Origin of the sequence: Nocardia brevicatena NBRC 12119, from assembly GCF_000308495.1 — a bacterium.
Taxonomy (GTDB): Bacteria; Actinomycetota; Actinomycetes; order Mycobacteriales; family Mycobacteriaceae; genus Nocardia; species Nocardia brevicatena.
This window is the reverse complement of the sequence record NZ_BAFU01000086.1, coordinates 204,420-222,351: the sequence shown is the minus strand read 5'-3', so window position 1 is coordinate 222,351 and position 17,932 is coordinate 204,420. Positions and strand designations below refer to the sequence as shown.

Here is a 17,932-nt window from a genome sequence, read left to right as displayed (position 1 = left end):
TGGGGCGGGCCGATCCGCGTTCCGGGTCCGGGTGGCTGTGTGTCGGGTCGGCGGTCCCGCTCCGGCTCTCCTCCGGGAGCTGCCGGTCCCACAGTAATGAGTTCGGGGCGTATGGCCGTTGAACGCCGCCGGTCGGGTCTTGTGGAGTACGACCGGTCCGTAGTCGGCGCGGCATACATGTTCGGACAGAGAGTGTTTGCAGGCGATGGGAACAGCTCTCTCTGTAGGCGAGCATGCAGGACCGTGACAGGCGGTGCCCGGGACTCCGCAGCGCCCACACTCCCCCGGGCGTGGACAATCCCCACCCATATCCCATATACGGCGAGAGGCCCGACAGCGTGAACGCTGTCGGGCCTCTCGTTGCTCGTTGCCGTACGTACCTGTACCGCTAGCCGGTCCGGACCCGCAGGCCGGGATTATCGGACAGCACCACGCTCACCGGCTGCGCGAACAGCTGCGGAGCGTTACCGGTGAGCAGACCCAGCAGCTGTGGGATCTCGCAGATGGGGTAGTCGGCCACCGAGGAAGCGCTGGAGATACCCAACGCCTGCCGTCCGGTGACGATCGGACCGCCGCTGTCGCCCGGCAGGGCGCAGATATTGGCCGAGAAACTCTGGGTGAGCTGACGATCGCCGACCTGGACGGTCTGGTCGACTGCGTTGACCACGCCGCAGCTGAAGCCGGTGCGCGAACCGGACTTGCAGACCGGCGCGCCGACCACAGGGGTGGCCACGCCGTCGATCGTGACCGGCGCGGCCCCGGGCACCCGGACGGCATTGTTGTTGAAGCGATTCACGGCGGCATCGGCGACGCGGATGATCGAGTAGTCCTGGTTGCCGAGTACCGACTTCTGGAAGGTGCCGAGGCGTGCGCCGAGGTTGTCGCCGGGCAGCAGTTCGTGGATGCTCGCGGCGCCCGCGGTGCCGGCGGTGCCCACATCGGGGTTGCAGTGTCCGGCGGTGATGTTGACGGTGTTGCCGTTGCGGTCGACGCCGTTGAAACCGAACGAGCAGCGCAGCGACATATCCCCGGCGATCGAGGCGTATCCGTCGCCGCCCGCCAGGGCGCCACCGCCCTGATTCTCGGCGATGTTCTCGGCCGTGGGGAGCCTCTCGCCCGCGACCGGGGGAGCCATCACGATGACCCGGGACGGATCGATGAAGTTCGGCATCGGCAGGCCTGGCTTGTCCACCCGCACCGCGATGCTGTTGTTCACGGGATCGATCACGACACCGCGCACCAGCGCCGACACCGCCTCGGGCTGTCCATCCAGCCACCGCTCGAACGCGCTCTTCTCGCCGCGCAGCGTGGATTCGCTCTTGGCCACGTTGCGGACGGTGAATCCGCCGGCCTCCGCGGCGGCCCGAGCCTCGTCGGCCCCGGGGCCGGGGGCAAGGGCCACAATGCCCTTACCCGCCTCGTCGAGCCAAGTACCGGCGAAAACTTGCGGGAACTGTCGCTGCGCGGTGGTACCGAACGCGGCGATCTGCTGGGCCAGATCCGCGCGCCGCAGATACTCCTGCGGAGAAATTCGCAGATCGCGCTGCACCGCGGCGACGAGTTCGGCGGGCAGACCGAGATCGGGTTCGGCCACCGTCACCGCGGTGGTGGGTCCGAACAGCAGGAATGCGGCCGACGCGGCGACTGCGGCGGAGCGGATTCCCGTGCTGGTCCGGGTCGTTCGAGCCCGGGATTTACCTATGCGTGGCAGGAGCATGGAGAGACTATATCGGGCTCAGCCGGCATTCGGCCGGGTTCGTACGGTGAGGCCGTTTCCGGCGTCGGCGAGGATGGCGCGGATGGGAATGCCCAGGGTGGCGGTGCCGCCGTACTGGACCATGGCGATATTGGCTTCGGCGCAATCGGGCGCGTCGGCGGCATTGGAGCCGCTGGTGATGCCGAGTGCCAACGTTCCGGTAACGATTGCGCCGCCGCTGTCCCCGCCGAGAGTGCACGCGCTGCTGGCGAAGCCACGGACCACCTTGGGTTCGCCTTCGGCGGTGAACAGCTGGGTCTCCACCCGGTCGGCGATGACGAAACCACAGGTGAAGGTGGACGACTGCCCCGATTTGCAGATCGGCGCCCCGATCACCGGATCGGCCGTCCCGGTGATGGTGAGGGTGGTGCCGTTGGCGCCGCGCACCAGGGGCCGGTCCATTCCGGCCCGCACCGCCCGGTCGTTCAGTTGGATCACCGAGTAGTCCAGCGCGCTCTCGCCGCCCAGTTTCGACCGGACGAAGGTGCCGAGTTCGGGGCTGGCCGGGATATCGCGCGTATTGGGCAGGTAGACCGCGGCGCGCTGGTCGCTCTTGTCGAGATTGGGATTGCAGTGTCCGGCGCTGATATTGAGGGCGTTACCCGCCGCGTCGGTGCTGTTGAAACCGAAGGAGCAGACGTCGACCGAGCGCAGCGAGGCATCGCTGAGCGAAGTGGCGGCGCTGATATAGGTGTCACCGCCCATCGGGCGGTTCTCGACCGGGCCTCCGCCGTCGGGCGACAGCACGACCTTCACATTGGCGATCAGGGTTGGCAGGTTCAGCGCGTGGCCGATCGGAGTGTTCGCCACATTGAGCACGATCTGGCTGTTGAGGAAGTCGATGGCGACCGAGTTGATGGCCTGCGCGATATCCCGCGGCAGCCCGGTGATCCACTGGTTGAGCTGTGCCAGCGACGATTCCAGGCCGTTGGCGTTGATCGGGGACAAGCGGGTCTGATATCCGTCGGCCGCCGCGATCCGGGCCGCCTCGTCGGAGGTGACCGCGATAACGGATTTGCCCTCTGCCGTCATCCAGGCGCCGGCGAAGGCTTCCGGGTGTTGGGCGCGGAAGTCGGAGGCGTAGCTTCTCAGCTGCTGGGCGCGGGCGGCGCGGTCCAGATACTCGGCCGGAGTCATCTGTAGATCGCGGGATATGGCCTCGACCAACTCGGCGGGCAGGTCGGTCGGCGCCGGCTGCTGCGGTGCCGGCTCCGCCACCGCGGGTGCCGAATTGAACACGGGGGCCAAGAGGACGGTCGAGGCGAGAACGGCAGCCTTGACCGCGGCGCGACGCGCCACCGACTTGCGCATGGAGTCCCTTCATGGGCACGGGTGTGCCGGGTCGTCCGTGGTCACGGGCGACCCGTGACGCACAGCTGTGGCCGAGCTATGACCGAGATAACAAGACCGGTCAGCGGAACACTTTAGGGTACGAACCGCGGTTTGGTCTCATCTTGTGACCCCGTTCCCGGGAAATCGATCGATGGCACCGGTAGCGGGATGGGTAGATAGTCGAGCGGCGAGGTCGTCGTCTCGCTGGGCTCGGATGTGGTGCTTGTCACATCCGTGGTGGTGGGACTATCGGAAGTGCTCGGATCGAGGGGGCGACCGGTGGGGGTGATGGTGGCCGAGGGCTCGGTGGACGAGGGTGGCAGGTCGGTGGGTTCCGGTGTCGCCGAGGGTTCCGGATCCACGGTGGTTTCCGGTATCGCCGTGGGCTCCAACTCCACCGGGGCCGGTGGCTCGGAGGTGATCGGTGGCACCGGTGGAGCCGCGGGGGTGACGGTCGACGACAGGGACGGGTCGTCCTCCGTCGCCTGGTCGGGGTCCGCCGTACCCCGCAGAACCGCGGCCACGCCGACAGCGCCCACCAGCAGGCCGAGCAGTGCCGCGGCGATGGCGATCGGCACGGCACGGCCGCCCATGCGCCGGGAAGCCTCGGATCGGGTGGAAACGGGGGCGGCGGCGGTCGCCGCCGAGGTGCCCGTACCGAGCGCGGCGGTGCCGACCGTGGCCGGCGGCGCGGTGTCCGAGACATCGGTGTCCAGCGCGGTGGAAGCGGGATCGACGGTCGGCTGGAGCGCCGAATATGCCTGTGCCAGAGCGGTGGGGTCCGGGATGGCCGGCATGATGACGGTGTCGAGGGTGGCGTTCTCGGCCGTGGTCGGATCCGGTGGTGTCGTTCCCGCCGGCGTCTCCAGGACCGCGGCCAGCGCGGCGCGAGCGGCACCCTCCGCGTATCCCCGGCCCCTGCCGGCGGCGGAATCGTTCGTGGTCACGGCAGGGATCTCGTTCTCGCCGACGAGTGCCACCGACCGCAGGCCCAGATAGTCCAGCGCTTCGCGCAGGGCCCGCACCTGCTGTTCCGGCCACCGTGCGGGGTGGGTGGCGAAGAATTCCGCAGGGCCGCTGAGGTATTCGGCCGACAGATTGATCAGGCAGAACAGGGCGGTGGCGAGTAGGTCTTCGGCGCGGTAGGCCGCGCCGTCGTCGACCGTGATACCCGCGGGATTGCCCACCGCGCCCACGAAACCGGTGATGGTGTGGTTATGCCCCGGGGGTGCCTCGCCGCCCAGTGCGGCGTCGCCCTCGTCGGACATGTGCAGGACCGGTTCGCGGAAAACGAAATACGGCTCGCCGTCGTCGCGCGCGATTGCCGCGGTGCATCCGTCCTCGGCGATGTGCAGGCCCACCCCTGTGGCCATCGTCGTTCCTCGCTTGTCGATCTACGGCGCTCCGGGACGCCATGGTTCAGGCAGGTGGCATCCCTTGTCCCATGGCGCGGAGCATTGACAATAACTCCGAGCGCGAACCGGCGCCGATCCGACGCCGGATACGCGCGACGTGATGTTCCACGGTTTTGGCCGAGATGTAGAGCCGTGCCCCTATTTCCCGATAGGTGAGTCCGAGCAGCACCAATTCGCCGATCTCGTATTCCCGTTCGGTCAACCGTGTGCTCGGTTCGGCCTCCGGTTTCGCTCGAGGCCGTTCGGGATCGCCGAGACCGGGCGGCTCGTCGGATGGTGCGGTGTGGCCGCCGCCGGCGCAATGTGTGACGAGATCGGTGTCGGCGCCGCCGGCGACGGCGGCCGCGGCATAGCGGGCGGCTTCGGTGCCCGCTCGTTCGGCGGCGGTGGCGAGTAGTTCGGCGAGCCGACTGTCCCGTACCCCGGATTCGGCCAGAGTCAAGGCGGTGTGCGTACCCAGCCGGCCCGACTCCAGCCGGGTGGTGAACAACCGGTGCAGGACTGCGAGGAACCGTTGTTCGCCGAGCGTTTCCCGTAGCGGGGCGACGGCGTCGGCGAGCAGCAGGTCGGCATCGGTCACCAGGGCGGTGGCCCGGGCCCGGTCGATGAGTTCCTGGGCGGCGCGGGATTCGACACCGAACACCTCGCCCAGGTCGTCGGGATCGAAACCGGCGCCGGTGGCGACCACGGCAAGGGTGCCCAACAGCGTCGGGTCCAGCGCCGCCAGTTGTGTCCGCATCCAGCCGTACACCGCCGCGTCGACGGCGCCCACCATATCGTCGCGGCGGGCCGCGCAGGCCGCCCGCAGGGCGACGATCACACCGCCGCGGATACCACCGGTCCGCCGGTGGATCCGGTCGGCCACCCAGGCCGGTACCAGTAGGCCGAGCTCCCGGGCGAACGGTGTCATATCGGACGGACTCAGGGGTCGCAGTTCCACGATCCGACCGTGCCGGTCCACCGTCGCGGCCAGTTCGCGTAGGCCGGGATGGTGTGGTCGGGGCTGGGCCGCGGCGACCACCGGGAGGTCGTGCGCTTCGGTCGCAGCGTGTAGTCGGACCAAGTGGTGCGGCGCCAACAGGTGCGCATCGTCGACGATGAGGGCCTGCTGCCCGGTCGGTGCCGCGGTCAGCGCCTCCGGATGGTCGAGGGTTCGGATACCGCGGGCGGCGAGTCGGCGGCGGATGGCGGTGAGCAGGGCGGTCTTGCCGGTACCCGAGCGTCCGCGGACGAGGCATACGACAGGGTGGTGAGCGGGCGAGTCCAGTTCCAGGAAGATGTCGTGGGTCCCGGCCAGGGAGCCGAAGGCGACGCCGTCGGGTCCGAACGGCAGCTCGGGGTTCCGGCGCGTCGGATGCGGTGTCCGCGTCGGCGTCGGGCGCTGTGTTCGTGGCATCTGGTAACCCCGTTCGCGACTGTGCTGGGTCCGTGGGGCTTCGGAGCAGGGCCTCGTGTGGGCCCACCGTGCTTCCACCGCCCGTTCCGACGTGCTCCCGGTCGGAGACCGATTACCGGTTCTTTCGGCCGTTGTCCGCGTGGTGTTACCGGAGGGGGTGAGGTCGTGCTGCCGAGTCGGCGGCGGGTGCCGACGGCGGTGGGAACAACGGCGGACACGGGTTCGGTCGCGATAGGGCCCGGTCGGGAGGCGGGCCGGGAATAGATCGGCATCGCTCTTGGTTGGGTCGATCGACAACATTGAGCGACTTGGACTCAAGTTTGACTTGACTCCCCCCGGGGTCGTATGCAGGATTGAGTCGACCACGCTCAGTGTTGCTGGGACCGTGCTCCGTGCAGTGTCAGGGGCCTGGTCCGGCGCCCGAGGGCGCAGCGGGCCCACCGGCCCTGACATCACACATGCAGTCGAAATGAGGAGGAACCCCAATGGCTCGTGCGGTCGGAATCGACCTCGGGACCACGAACTCGGTCGTCGCCGTTCTCGAAGGTGGTGAGCCGGTCGTCGTCGCCAACTCCGAGGGATCGCGTACCACTCCCTCTGTTGTCGCGTTCGCCAAGAACGGCGAGGTACTGGTCGGCCAGCCGGCCAAGAACCAGGCGGTCACCAATGTCGACCGCACCATCCGCTCGGTCAAGCGCCACATCGGCACCGATTGGGCGGTGGAGATCGACGACAAGAAGTACACCCCGCAGGAGATCAGCGCGCGCACGCTGATGAAGCTGAAGCGCGACGCCGAGGCCTACCTCGGTGAGGAGATCACCGACGCGGTCATCACCGTTCCCGCCTACTTCGAGGACGCCCAGCGCCAGGCCACCAAGGAAGCCGGCCAGATCGCCGGTATGAACGTGCTGCGCATCGTCAACGAGCCGACCGCGGCCGCCCTGGCCTACGGTCTGGACAAGGGCGACAAGGAGCAGACCATCCTGGTCTTCGACCTCGGTGGCGGCACCTTCGACGTCTCACTGCTGGAAATCGGCGAGGGCGTCGTCGAGGTTCGCGCCACCTCCGGTGACAACCACCTCGGTGGTGACGACTGGGACCAGCGCATCGTGAACTGGCTGGTGGACAAGTTCAAGGGCAGCACCGGCATCGACCTCACCAAGGACAAGATGGCGATGCAGCGGCTGCGTGAGGCGGCCGAGAAGGCCAAGATCGAGCTGAGCTCCTCGCAGAGCACCTCGATCAACCTGCCCTACATCACCGTCGACGCGGAGAAGAACCCGCTGTTCCTCGACGAGCAGCTCTCTCGCGCCGAGTTCCAGAAGATCACCTCGGATCTGCTCGACCGTACCCGTGCGCCGTTCCAGCAGGTCGTCAAGGACGCCGGCATCAAGGTCTCCGATATCGACCACGTGGTGCTGGTCGGCGGGTCGACCCGTATGCCCGCGGTGACCGATCTGGTGCGCGAACTGACCGGCGGCAAGGAGCCGAACAAGGGCGTCAACCCGGACGAGGTCGTCGCCGTCGGGGCCGCGCTGCAGGCCGGTGTGCTCAAGGGCGAGGTCAAGGACGTCCTGCTGCTCGACGTGACCCCGCTGTCGCTGGGTATCGAGACCAAGGGCGGCGTGATGACCAGGCTCATCGAACGCAACACCACCATCCCCACCAAGCGTTCGGAGACCTTCACCACCGCCGACGACAACCAGCCGTCGGTGCAGATCCAGGTCTTCCAGGGCGAGCGCGAAATCGCCTCGCACAACAAGCTGCTCGGCTCGTTCGAGCTGACCGGTATCCCACCGGCTCCGCGGGGTGTGCCGCAGATCGAGGTCACCTTCGATATCGACGCCAACGGTATCGTGCACGTGACCGCGAAGGACAAGGGCACCGGCAAGGAGAACACGATCAAGATCCAGGATGGCTCCGGCCTGTCCAAGGAAGAGATCGACCGGATGGTCAAGGACGCCGAACAGCACGCGGCCGAAGACAAGGCGCGGCGTGAGGAGGCGGAGACCCGCAACCAGGCCGAATCGCTGGTGCACCAGACCGAGAAGTTCATCAAGGAGAACGAGGACAAGGTGCCGGCGGACGTCAAGTCCAAGGTCGAGGCGGCCGTCGCCGAGGCCAAGGAGGCCCTCGAGGGTACCGACGTCGCCGCGGTGAAGGCGGCCATGGAGAAGCTGGCCACCGAATCGCAGGCCCTGGGCCAGGCGATATACGAGGCGTCGGCGGCGGACGCGGCGGCCTCCGGCAACGGGACGAGCGCGAACGCCGATGACGACCAAGTGGTCGACGCCGAAGTTGTGGACGAACCGGTTGACACGGAGAAGAAGTGACGAACGCGAACGCCGGCAATCCAGAAAGGCCTGAGGAGCCGATCGGCTTCGTCGACAAGCGCAAGGTCGATCCCGAAACGGGTGAGGTCCGGCAGTCGGGCGGGGCGGACAACGGTGCCGCTCCGTTCGGGGCCGACAGCACCGCTGTCGACGGATCGGGACCGGACGCGGCGGCCGAGAACGGCGCCGCGCCGGCCGGCACCGGGGAAACCGAAACCGGTGCCGCCACGGGCGATCCGACCACCGCACTGGCCGAGCGCACCGCCGACCTGCAGCGGCTGACCGCGGAATACGCCAATTACCGACGTCGGGTGGAACGCGATCGCAAAACCGCGATCGATACCGCCAAGGCCGCCGTGGTCACCGAACTGCTCGGTGTACTCGACGACCTGGATCGTGCCAGGGCGCACGGCGACCTGGAATCCGGTCCACTGCGTTCGGTGGCCGACAAACTCACCGATGCCCTGCGTAAACAGGGTTTGGAGGAATTCGGTATCGAGGGCGAGCCGTTCGATCCCACCCTGCACGAGGCGGTACAGCACGAGGGCTCCGGGCACGAATCGGTGATCGGTGTCGTCATGCGCAAGGGCTACCGCTTCGGCGACCGGGTGTTGCGGCACGCGATGGTCGGAGTGACCGATGGCCCGTCGGACGGCGCCGGGAACGCTGACGCTTCCGGCGGTGTGAGCGCCCCGGAAGCGACCGCCGAAGGCCCCGGACAGGTGGATACGGCGACCGATTCCGTGGCATCGGATACCGATGCCGGCGCGGACGGCCGTTAGCCCGATGGCGCCCGAAGGCGCCCGCGGGCTTCGCATATCGGAGACAGCGAAAGGAGGAGATGCCCGGTGAGCCAACGGGAGTGGATCGAAAAGGACTTCTACAAGGAGCTGGGCGTTTCCTCCAGCGCCTCGACGGACGAGATCAAGAAGGCGTACCGCAAACTCGCCCGTGATCTGCACCCGGACGCCAATCCCGGTGACGCCAAGGCCGAGGAGCGGTTCAAGGCCGTCAGCGAGGCGCACGCCGTGCTGTCCGACCCGGCCAAGCGCAAGGAGTACGACGAGACCCGCCGGCTGTTCACGGCCGGCGGGTACGGCCGCGGCGGATTCACTCCCGGTGCGGGTGGCGGATTCTCGCAGGGGTTCGATCTCGGCGATATCTTCGGCGCGGCGAGCGGCGGCGACGGCGGTCTCGGTGATCTGTTCGGCGGTTTGTTCAACCGCGGTTCCACCCGGACCTCGCACCGTCCCCGGCGCGGGGCCGATGTGGAAACCGAGACCACACTCGGTTTCCGAGAGGCCGCCCAAGGAGCGACGGTACCGCTGCGACTGACCAGTCCGTCGCCGTGCACCACCTGTCACGGCAGTGGCGCCAAGCCGGGGACCAGTCCTCGGGTCTGCCCCGTGTGCAACGGTGCCGGTGTGGTGAGCCGGAACCAGGGCGCGTTCGGTTTCAGCGAACCGTGCGACGAATGCCGCGGCACCGGGTCGATCATCGATAACCCGTGCGTGGACTGCCACGGCAGCGGTACCCAGAACCGCACCCGCACCATCACCGTCCGGATTCCGCCGGGAGTCGCGGACGGGCAGCGGATCCGATTGGCCGGTCAGGGCGAGGCGGGACTACGGGGTGCCCCCTCGGGGGACCTCTATGTCACCGTGCACGTCGGCCAGGACAAGGTTTTCGGCCGTGCCGGCGATGACCTGACCTTGGTGTTACCGGTCAGTTACAGTGAGCTGGTGCTCGGTACGACCGTATCGGTGCCGACGCTGCAGGGCCGGGTCGGGGTGAAGGTGCCTCCGGGAACCGCGGATGGCCGCATCCTGCGGGTGCGCGGGCGTGGGGTGTCCAAACGTGGTGGTGGGGCCGGTGATCTGCTCGTCACCGTGAAAGTCGCCGTGCCACAGAAACTGGACGACGAGGCCACCGCGGCACTGCGTGCCTACCAGGAGGCGGAGAAGGCCAGCGGCTTCGATCCACGAGCAGGATGGGCAGGTGCGTGATGTCCAACGATCCGAAGCAGGCGTCCGGCGGTGCGTCGCGCACCGAGTACTTCATGATCTCGGTGGCGGCGCAGCTCGCCGGTATGCACGCGCAGACCCTGCGCACCTATGACCGGCTGGGACTGGTTACCCCGCAACGCACGTCGGGCGGGGGCCGCCGCTACTCGACGCGGGATGTGGAGTTGCTGCGCGAGGTGCAGCGGCTGTCCCAGGACGAGGGCGTCAACCTGGCCGGGATCAAGCGCATCATCGAGCTCACCAATCAGGTGGAGGAACTGCAACGGCAGGTGTCCGAGCTGACCTCCGAGCTGGAGCGGGTACGGGCGGCGGCCTACCGTCCCGATCTCACGCCGGTGCCCCAGCGCAGTACCGCACTCGTGGTGTGGCGGCCGCGGAATCGGCGGAACTAGCCGCGCGTGCTCGGCACGCTGCGTCCTCCGGCACCGACGCTCGGCCGCGGTATTGGCCGGGCGGCCGAGCGGTGCCTGCGTGGTCGTGCTGCGCTGCTTCTCCGGCGCCGTGCTCAGCCGCCTTCGAATTGGATGCGTTCGGGTGGGGTGCCGGTGTCGAGCAGTCTTTCGACGGTTGCCCGGGTCATGGCCGGGGAGCCGCAGACCAGTACCTGGTGCCGGTCGAACGCGCCGTAAGAGCCGACCACCTCCGCCAGCGTGCCCTGGAGCAGATCGTCGGTGTCGAAGCCGATATCCACTCGGGAGCGCTCATACCATTCGTCGGGCCGGCCCGGGTCCTCGAGGTCCTCCACCACCGGAACCACGGTGAGCCAGGGTAATTCGGCGGTCAGGATGGTGAGCATATCGCCGGCGTACAGGTCTCGCGGTGAGGAACCGCCGACGAACAGATAGGTTTTCGGCGGGGATTCGTGGCGGGCCAGTTCCAGGATCTGCGAACGCATCGGCGCCAGACCGGTACCGCCCGCGATCATCACCACTTCCTCGCCCTCGGGGTCGACGGTGAACATGCCGGCCGGGGCGCTGATGATCCATTCATCTCCCGGCGAGGTATCGGCGACGATGGAGCTGCTGCACCAGCCGCCCGGTACCGTCCGCACATGGAATTCCAGCTTTCCGTCCAGCGAGGGCGGTAGGGCCGGGGAGAACCGGCGACGCAGCCCCGGGAGCTGCGGCACCCGTACCTCGACGGACTGTCCCGCGGTGAAGGGGACGAATTCGCCGATCAATCGAATCACCGCGAGATCGTGTCGCAATCGGTGATGCCCCACGACGGTCGAAGTCCATTCCTGCGGCGGCGCTCCGTCGCCGAAGGTGTGCGGGTCGATGCTCATACCTCTCTCACAGGGTCGGATTCCTAGGGTCGGCCGCGGTTTTCGGCCTTCCGGCCGGGCGTGGATCGACGTGTGACCGCGCCCGTCAGACCGGATCGGCGCTGATGATCGATTCCGGGGTGCCGACCGCGAGGAGGGCGCGCCGGGTGTCGGCGATCATCTTCGGCGAGCCGGCGATCTGGATCTGCCGATCCTCCCAGGCGCCGAAACTGGCCACGACCGCACCGAGATTACCGACCAGCCGTCGGTGCATGCCGTAGGGAGCGTCTGTGGTCGGATGCGGATACCACCACGGGTTGGTCTTGTGCTCGCAGACCGGGACGACGGTGAGCCAGGGGTTGCTCTGCGAGAGCTGCCACATGTTCTCCACGTCATACAGGTCGCAGGGGTAGACGCCCCCGATGAAGAAATGCACCCGGGGATTGATACCGCGCCGGCCCATCTCGATCAGTTGCGCACGCAGCGGCGCGATGCCGGTGCCCGAGCCGATCATCAGAACGTCGCGCCCGCTTTCGTGGTCCACCTGGAGCCCACCGAGCGGTCCACCGATCAGCCAGCGGTCGCCGACCTTGCTCTCGTTGACGATGGCCGGACTCACCCATCCGCCGCGGATCTTGCGCACATGGAACTCGATCTCGCCGTAGGGGTTGGAGGGGATGGCCGGGGACAGGTATCGCCACATCTTCGGCCGCTGTGGCACGCTGACCGGCACGTACTGTCCGGCCAGGTACGGGATCGGCTCGTCGGACTGCAGGCGGACGATGGCCAGGTCCTCCAGCACGTGCCGGTGGCCGACCACGGTCGCCTCCCAGTAGGGCGGGGAGTCGTCGGAATTGGCGCCGATGGCCATGGCGGCGGAGATCAGCAGGCAGATATCGCGCCAGCCCTCGGCGAGTTCATGGGTCCAGGCGGCCCCGTTGTAGGCGTGGAAGGCGGCGTAGAGCGCCCGGCCGGCCATATCGTAGTGCGATGCCTCGACGCCGAATTTGCGGTGGTCACGGGCCAGTTGCTCGAGGAATTTCTGGGCCCGGTCCCAGTCTTCGAGGTGATCGAGCATGTACTGGATCGCGGTGACGACCCGTTTGGGCTGCATATCCATGGCAGGCGGGAACAGTTCCCGTAGTCGGGGATTCTCGGCGAACAGATAGCCATAAAACGCACTGACCAACCGCTCGGGTCCATTCGGTGCATCGAGTACCGACTGGAAATTGGCGCGGACCAGCGCTGCCGAACGCGCATCCACGGCGTGGAGCTTCCTTTCCCTCAAATCTGCCCGAAGGGCGTATCCGTTACCGGTCGTCCTCCGCTGACAAGTATTGCCGAAAATCGTGATATGTGCAGGTGTTGGGTTTGGATCGGCCCCATCGAGGGTATAGGTGGTGGCCGGTCGGTGTGGTGGAATCCGGTCACCGTAGCGGAGACGACGTCCATTCGGGGGCCGCGGTGTGCGGGATGGGGCGCGAATGGCAAACTTGAGCGGAACAGACTCAACCTTTCGAACGTTGGACAGATGAGAACGGCACGAGACACCCCTGTGCAATCGGTCGCACAGCCGACACCGTGCCAAACCGACATCGACTAGCAGGAAGGTGCTTCGTGGACTCCTTCAATCCCACCACCAAAACCCAGGCGGCGCTCACCGCCGCCCTCCAGGCCGCCTCGACCGCGGGTAACCCGGAGATCCGTCCGGCGCATCTGCTGGTGGCATTGCTGGACCAGACCGACGGTATCGCCGGCCCGCTGCTGAAGGCCGTCGGAACCGATCCGGCCGCCATACGGCGGGAGGCGCAGGAGCTCGTCGACCGGCTGCCTCGGGCCACCGGTGCCACCACTACCCCGCAGCTCGGCCGGGAAGCGCTCGCCGCGCTCACCGCGGGCCAGCAGCTGGCCACCGAGCTCGGCGACGAATACGTCTCGACCGAACACGTCATGGTCGGGCTGGCCGACGGCGATACGGACGTGGCCAAACTGCTCACGCAGTACGGTGCCACGGCCGCGGCGCTGCGCGAGGCGTTCACCGTGGTACGTGGAAGCGCCCGGGTCACCAACCCGGACCCGGAGGGCAGCTACCAAGCGCTGGAGAAGTACTCCACCGATCTCACCGCCGCCGCGCGCGCCGGGAAACTGGATCCGGTGATCGGACGCGACACCGAGATCCGCCGGGTGGTGCAAGTGCTGTCCCGGCGCACCAAGAACAACCCGGTGCTCATCGGCGAACCCGGCGTCGGCAAGACCGCCATCGTGGAGGGCCTCGCCCAGCGCATCGTCGCCGGCGACGTCCCCGAATCGCTGCGCGGTAAAACCGTGATCACCCTCGACCTGGGTGCCATGGTCGCCGGCGCGAAATATCGCGGTGAGTTCGAGGAACGGCTCAAGGCCGTGCTGGAGGAGATCAAAGCCGGTGCGGGCCAGATCATCACGTTTATCGACGAACTGCACACCATCGTCGGCGCCGGCGCGACCGGCGAGTCCGCCATGGACGCGGGCAACATGATCAAGCCCATGCTGGCCCGCGGTGAACTGCGCCTGGTCGGCGCCACCACGCTCGAGGAATATCGCAAGCACATCGAGAAGGACGCCGCCCTGGAACGCCGCTTCCAGCAGGTGCTGGTGGGGGAACCGTCGGTGGAGGACACCATCGGCATCCTGCGCGGGATCAAGGAACGCTACGAGGTGCACCACGGTGTACGCATCACCGACTCCGCCCTGGTCGCCGCGGCGAGCCTGAGCGACCGCTACATCACCTCCCGGTTCCTGCCGGACAAGGCGATCGACCTGGTCGACGAGTCCGCCTCACGGCTGCGCATGGAGATCGATTCCCGTCCCGTCGAGATCGACGAGGTGGAGCGGGCGGTGCGCCGGCTCGAGATCGAAGAGGTGGCGCTGAGCAAGGAAACCGATGAGGCGTCCAAACAGCGCCTGGCCAAACTGCGCGCCGAACTGGCCGACGACCGGGAGAAGCTGAACCAGCTGACGACCCGCTGGCAGAACGAGAAGAAGGCCATCGATCAGGTCCGGGCTCTCAAAGAGGAGCTGGAATCGCTGCGCGGTGAATCGGAGCGGGCCGAACGCGACGGCGACCTGGGCAAGGCGGCCGAACTGCGCTACGGTCGTATCCCGGCCCTGGAGAAACAGCTCACCGAGGCCGAACGGGTGTCCGGTGCGGCCGCGGACGGTGAGGTGATGCTCAAGGAGGAGGTCGGCCCCGACGATATCGCCGAAGTGATCTCGGCGTGGACCGGTATCCCGGTGGGCCGCCTGCTGGAGGGCGAGACGCAGAAGCTGCTGCGGATGGAAGCCGAACTCGGACGGCGGGTGGTCGGCCAGACCGCGGCCGTGCAGGCGGTAGCGGACGCGGTTCGCCGAGCGCGCGCCGGGGTCGCCGACCCCAACCGGCCGACCGGCTCGTTCATGTTCGTCGGCCCCACCGGCGTCGGTAAGACCGAGCTGGCCAAGGCGCTCGCGGACTTCCTGTTCGACGACGAACGCGCCATGGTGCGCATCGATATGAGCGAGTACAGCGAGAAGCACTCCGTGGCCCGGCTGGTCGGCGCCCCGCCCGGATACATCGGCTACGACCAGGGCGGCCAGCTCACCGAGGCGGTCCGGCGCAGGCCGTACACGGTGGTGCTGTTCGACGAGATCGAGAAGGCGCACCCGGATGTGTTCGACATCCTGCTCGCCGTCCTCGACGAGGGCCGGCTCACCGACGGCCAGGGCCGCACGGTCGACTTCCGCAACACCATCCTCATCCTCACGTCGAATCTGGGTTCGGGTGGTGACGACGAGTTCGTGATGAACGCGGTGCGGGCGGCTTTCAAACCGGAGTTCCTGAACCGCCTCGACGATGTGGTCATGTTCCACGCTCTCGACGAGGATCAGCTCGAGCAGATCGTCGATATCCAGCTGGACCAGTTGCAGAAGCGGCTGGCGCAGCGCCGACTGCAGCTGGACGTCAGCGCGTCGGCCCGGTTCTGGCTGGCGGTGCGCGGCTACGACCCGGTTTACGGTGCCCGTCCGCTGCGCCGGCTGATCCAGCAGGCCATCGGCGATACGCTCGCCAAGGAGTTGCTGGCGGGCAAGATCACCGACGGCGACACCGTGAAGGTCACCGTCACTCCCGACGGGGACGGCCTGAAGGTCGGGAGCTGAATTCCCGACGCGCGGAGTCTCGCCGGGGCGTCGCCGACCGGGCACGGAGTAGCCGAGTTCCGCACTCCGTGCCCGGCGACGACCTACTGTGGGAGATATGACCAACCCGAACGATCCCTGGGCCCGGCCGGACGAGACCCCGACCGAACACCTGGGTCGGCCGGGGAAATCGGGCACCGAGTCGCTGCGCACCGAGGATTACACGGCGGCGTACGGGGAACCGACCACGGCCTATCCCGGTAACGGCCCCTACGACGCCTGGGCGCAGGGGCCGAACCCGACCCGGGAGTTGCCGACCTACGACAGCCGATGGGACACCTACGGCGTCCACGGACAGCCGTCGTATCCGACCGGCTATCCCGACGGCACCTGGTCGGCCGGACAAACGCCGGGGCAGCCGCCGGGGGAACCGCCCCGACCGCCCGAACGCCGGACCGGACTGTGGATCGGGATCGGACTCGCGGTTGTGGTGCTGGTCGGACTGGCCGGGGTGGCCGCGGGCCTGTTGTTCGGCGGCGGCGATTCGTCCACGTCGGCGAGCGACAGGGGAATCAGTACCGTACCCGGCCGGCGGGCGCCGACCGGTTCACTCGAGCCGAGCGGGCGGCCGCCGACGTTGCCGAGTATTCCGGGCATGCCCGGCCTCGACGACCCTGTCCCCTCCGGCACCACGATGGGCACCATCACCGCGAACGACGGCGTCACACTGACCATCAGCTCGATCGGCGGGTCGGATGTCATCGTGCACACCGCCTCCGACACCCAGGTGATTTCGCTGTCGGGCACCACGGTCGGCGACCTCCCCGAGGGAGATCTGATCCTCGTCCAGGGTGACAAGGCCCCTGACGGTTCGATCACGGCGAAGGTCATCATCAGCACCGCCATGCCCGGAGGCGGGCGGTGACATGTTTCCCGCGCGTCCGTGTGTCCGTACCTCCGTATTCGCTCCGGCCATGCGCGGGCTAATGACGGACGATGCCCGGTTGCACCGTTAGGCTAGGCGACGATGACGGCAATGTGGTTCGGGCTGGCGGCAATCACCCTGGTGGGTGCGATTGTGCTGCTGTACTTCGACCGGCGCCAGCGGCAGCGGACCGGTCATGCGCGCCAGGTGTGGGCGAAGGCTCAGGGATACACCTACGTGTCGGTGGAACCGGCACTGGCTTCGACATGGCGGCGTGGAGCGCTGGCCAAGTTGGGCTATCTGACGGCGGTCGACGTGGTGACCGGTATCCGCAAGGGCGAGAAGTTCGTCCTGCTGGACCTGGAGGATTCCGCGACGCTGGTCGCCGTGCGCCGGCAGATCGGGTCGGATATCGACGTGGACATGCGGTTGAAAACCGCATCCCCGCCCAAGGACGCCGATCTGGAACTGCTCGGCGCCATCGGCGACCGGGTCGTCTTCGCCACCAATCCGGAGATCGCGCGGCATGCCGTGGACCAGCGGATGGTGGCGTTCATCGAATCGCTGCCCGATACCGTGCAGATGCTCTGGAGCGAGGGCAACTGGACGCTGGGCATGCTCCCGGTCGGCACCGCGGCGAAGGACTGGGAGACCGGGATCGATGCCGTATTGCGGCTGTCCGGGTTGCTGCACGTACTGCCGCCCGTAGCCGACCCGCCGGCCGACCGCGAGCCTGCCCGACCGCATCCGCGAGCTCGCATCCGCTCCGGCGAATACGACGAGGACCGGGACGCGTCCGCCCCGCGGCGCGGCGACGACAAGGCCGGGCGCGACCCCGACGAGGACCACGGGCGCGGGGAGAAGCGTCCCGCGCCCCCCGCCGCGGGTCTGCGGTTCCGGGGGGAGGGCGATTCGGCCGGCCCGGACGGTGGTGATGACATCGACGGTCCGGGTGACGCCGGGCAGTCCCGCCGGCCCAGTCTGGCGCTGGTTCCCGACATCCGGTCCGAGGACCGACCGTCCTCGCGGATGAGTGACCATCCCGCTTCCGGTGACCGTGCCGGTGAAGACCGTACGGGTTCGTCCGACGACACCGACTCCTCCGCACCCGACCGTCCCCGCGACGACGCCCAGCGCCTGCCGGGCGGCCCCTTTCACCCGGGTTTCCGGCCGTACCAGGGACCGGTGCCGAGGTAGTTCCTCCGCGCCCGCGCGTGGCCGAGCTACCTGTGCTTCCATCGACCGGGCGCCGAGCTCGGCGCCTGTGGGCCAGGCCTTGCCCGCCGCGACGTACACCGTATTCTGCTGGTAGGGGCGGCGAAGGTTTCGCCGGAA

General features: G+C 68.0%; 12 protein-coding genes and 1 pseudogene. 7 read left to right on the top strand and 6 right to left on the bottom strand.

Annotation, left to right across the window (positions count from 1 at the left end; genetic code table 11):
- Nucleotides 1-388 precede the first annotated feature (388 nt).
- From ON20_RS24230 to ON20_RS41080, 4 genes and pseudogenes are all read right to left on the bottom strand, one after another.
- On the bottom strand, nt 389-1,717 hold the full coding sequence (locus tag ON20_RS24230; RefSeq protein ID WP_083865177.1) for a S1 family peptidase: 1,329 nt from the start codon (nt 1,715-1,717) through the stop codon (nt 389-391).
- Between the two features lie 18 nt (nt 1,718-1,735).
- On the bottom strand, nt 1,736-3,067 hold the full coding sequence (locus ON20_RS24225; protein WP_083865176.1) for a S1 family peptidase: 1,332 nt from the start codon (nt 3,065-3,067) through the stop codon (nt 1,736-1,738).
- A 113-nt stretch (nt 3,068-3,180) separates the two neighbouring features.
- The gene (locus tag ON20_RS24220; protein WP_051163198.1) at nt 3,181-4,461 is read right to left on the bottom strand and encodes a hypothetical protein; all 1,281 of its coding nucleotides are present in this window, start codon (nt 4,459-4,461) and stop codon (nt 3,181-3,183) included.
- Nucleotides 4,462-4,507: 46 nt separating this feature from the next.
- Nucleotides 4,508-4,705 (bottom strand): annotated as a pseudogene (locus ON20_RS41080) (response regulator transcription factor); the annotation flags it as partial.
- 1,679 nt (nt 4,706-6,384) lie between these two features.
- On the opposite strand from ON20_RS41080, the gene dnaK reads away from it, so the two are divergent.
- From dnaK to ON20_RS24195, 4 genes are all read left to right on the top strand, one after another.
- Complete coding sequence (gene dnaK, locus ON20_RS24210; protein WP_040838800.1) at nt 6,385-8,232, top strand: molecular chaperone DnaK; 1,848 nt, start codon at nt 6,385-6,387, stop codon at nt 8,230-8,232.
- Nucleotides 8,229-9,014, top strand: a complete 786-nt coding sequence (gene grpE, locus ON20_RS24205; protein ID WP_083865175.1) for a nucleotide exchange factor GrpE — start codon at nt 8,229-8,231, stop codon at nt 9,012-9,014. The genes dnaK and grpE overlap by 4 nt, the downstream gene beginning before the upstream one ends.
- Before the next feature lie 66 nt (nt 9,015-9,080).
- Complete coding sequence (gene dnaJ, locus ON20_RS24200) at nt 9,081-10,238, top strand: molecular chaperone DnaJ (protein ID WP_040838797.1); 1,158 nt, start codon at nt 9,081-9,083, stop codon at nt 10,236-10,238.
- The gene (locus ON20_RS24195; protein WP_040838795.1) at nt 10,238-10,648 is read left to right on the top strand and encodes a heat shock protein transcriptional repressor HspR; all 411 of its coding nucleotides are present in this window, start codon (nt 10,238-10,240) and stop codon (nt 10,646-10,648) included. The genes dnaJ and ON20_RS24195 overlap by 1 nt, the downstream gene beginning before the upstream one ends.
- A gap of 113 nt (nt 10,649-10,761) precedes the next feature.
- Here ON20_RS24195 and ON20_RS24190 read toward each other — a convergent pair whose 3' ends face one another.
- On the bottom strand, nt 10,762-11,541 hold the full coding sequence (locus ON20_RS24190) for an FAD-binding oxidoreductase (protein ID WP_051163194.1): 780 nt from the start codon (nt 11,539-11,541) through the stop codon (nt 10,762-10,764).
- An 85-nt stretch (nt 11,542-11,626) separates the two neighbouring features.
- Nucleotides 11,627-12,784, bottom strand: coding sequence for an FAD-binding oxidoreductase (locus ON20_RS24185; RefSeq protein WP_040838794.1), 1,158 nt, complete (start codon nt 12,782-12,784; stop codon nt 11,627-11,629).
- Nucleotides 12,785-13,137: 353 nt separating this feature from the next.
- Between ON20_RS24185 and clpB the strand changes: the two genes are divergently transcribed.
- The 3 genes from clpB to ON20_RS24170 all read left to right on the top strand — a co-directional run bounded on the left by clpB (nt 13,138) and on the right by ON20_RS24170 (nt 17,794).
- Complete coding sequence (gene clpB, locus ON20_RS24180) at nt 13,138-15,693, top strand: ATP-dependent chaperone ClpB (protein ID WP_040838793.1); 2,556 nt, start codon at nt 13,138-13,140, stop codon at nt 15,691-15,693.
- Nucleotides 15,694-15,790: 97 nt separating this feature from the next.
- A complete protein-coding gene (locus ON20_RS24175) occupies nt 15,791-16,597 on the top strand; it encodes a hypothetical protein (protein WP_040838791.1) in 807 nt (268 codons plus the stop codon).
- 102 nt (nt 16,598-16,699) lie between these two features.
- Entirely contained in the window at nt 16,700-17,794 is a 1,095-nt protein-coding gene (locus tag ON20_RS24170; protein WP_245547439.1) for a TtfA family protein, read from the top strand.
- Nucleotides 17,795-17,932 lie beyond the last annotated feature (138 nt).

Bases quoted from the DNA above. Each gene is read 5' to 3' on its own strand.
- ON20_RS24230 (WP_083865177.1), bottom strand. From the start codon at position 1,717: ATGCTCCTGCCACGCATAGGTAAATCCCGGGCTCGAACGACCCGGACC.
- ON20_RS24225 (WP_083865176.1), bottom strand. From the start codon at position 3,067: ATGCGCAAGTCGGTGGCGCGTCGCGCCGCGGTCAAGGCTGCCGTTCTC.
- ON20_RS24220 (WP_051163198.1), bottom strand. From the start codon at position 4,461: ATGGCCACAGGGGTGGGCCTGCACATCGCCGAGGACGGATGCACCGCG.
- dnaK (WP_040838800.1), top strand. From the start codon at position 6,385: ATGGCTCGTGCGGTCGGAATCGACCTCGGGACCACGAACTCGGTCGTC.
- ON20_RS24195 (WP_040838795.1), top strand. From the start codon at position 10,238: ATGTCCAACGATCCGAAGCAGGCGTCCGGCGGTGCGTCGCGCACCGAG.
- ON20_RS24190 (WP_051163194.1), bottom strand. From the start codon at position 11,541: ATGAGCATCGACCCGCACACCTTCGGCGACGGAGCGCCGCCGCAGGAA.
- ON20_RS24175 (WP_040838791.1), top strand. From the start codon at position 15,791: ATGACCAACCCGAACGATCCCTGGGCCCGGCCGGACGAGACCCCGACC.
- ON20_RS24170 (WP_245547439.1), top strand. From the start codon at position 16,700: ATGACGGCAATGTGGTTCGGGCTGGCGGCAATCACCCTGGTGGGTGCG.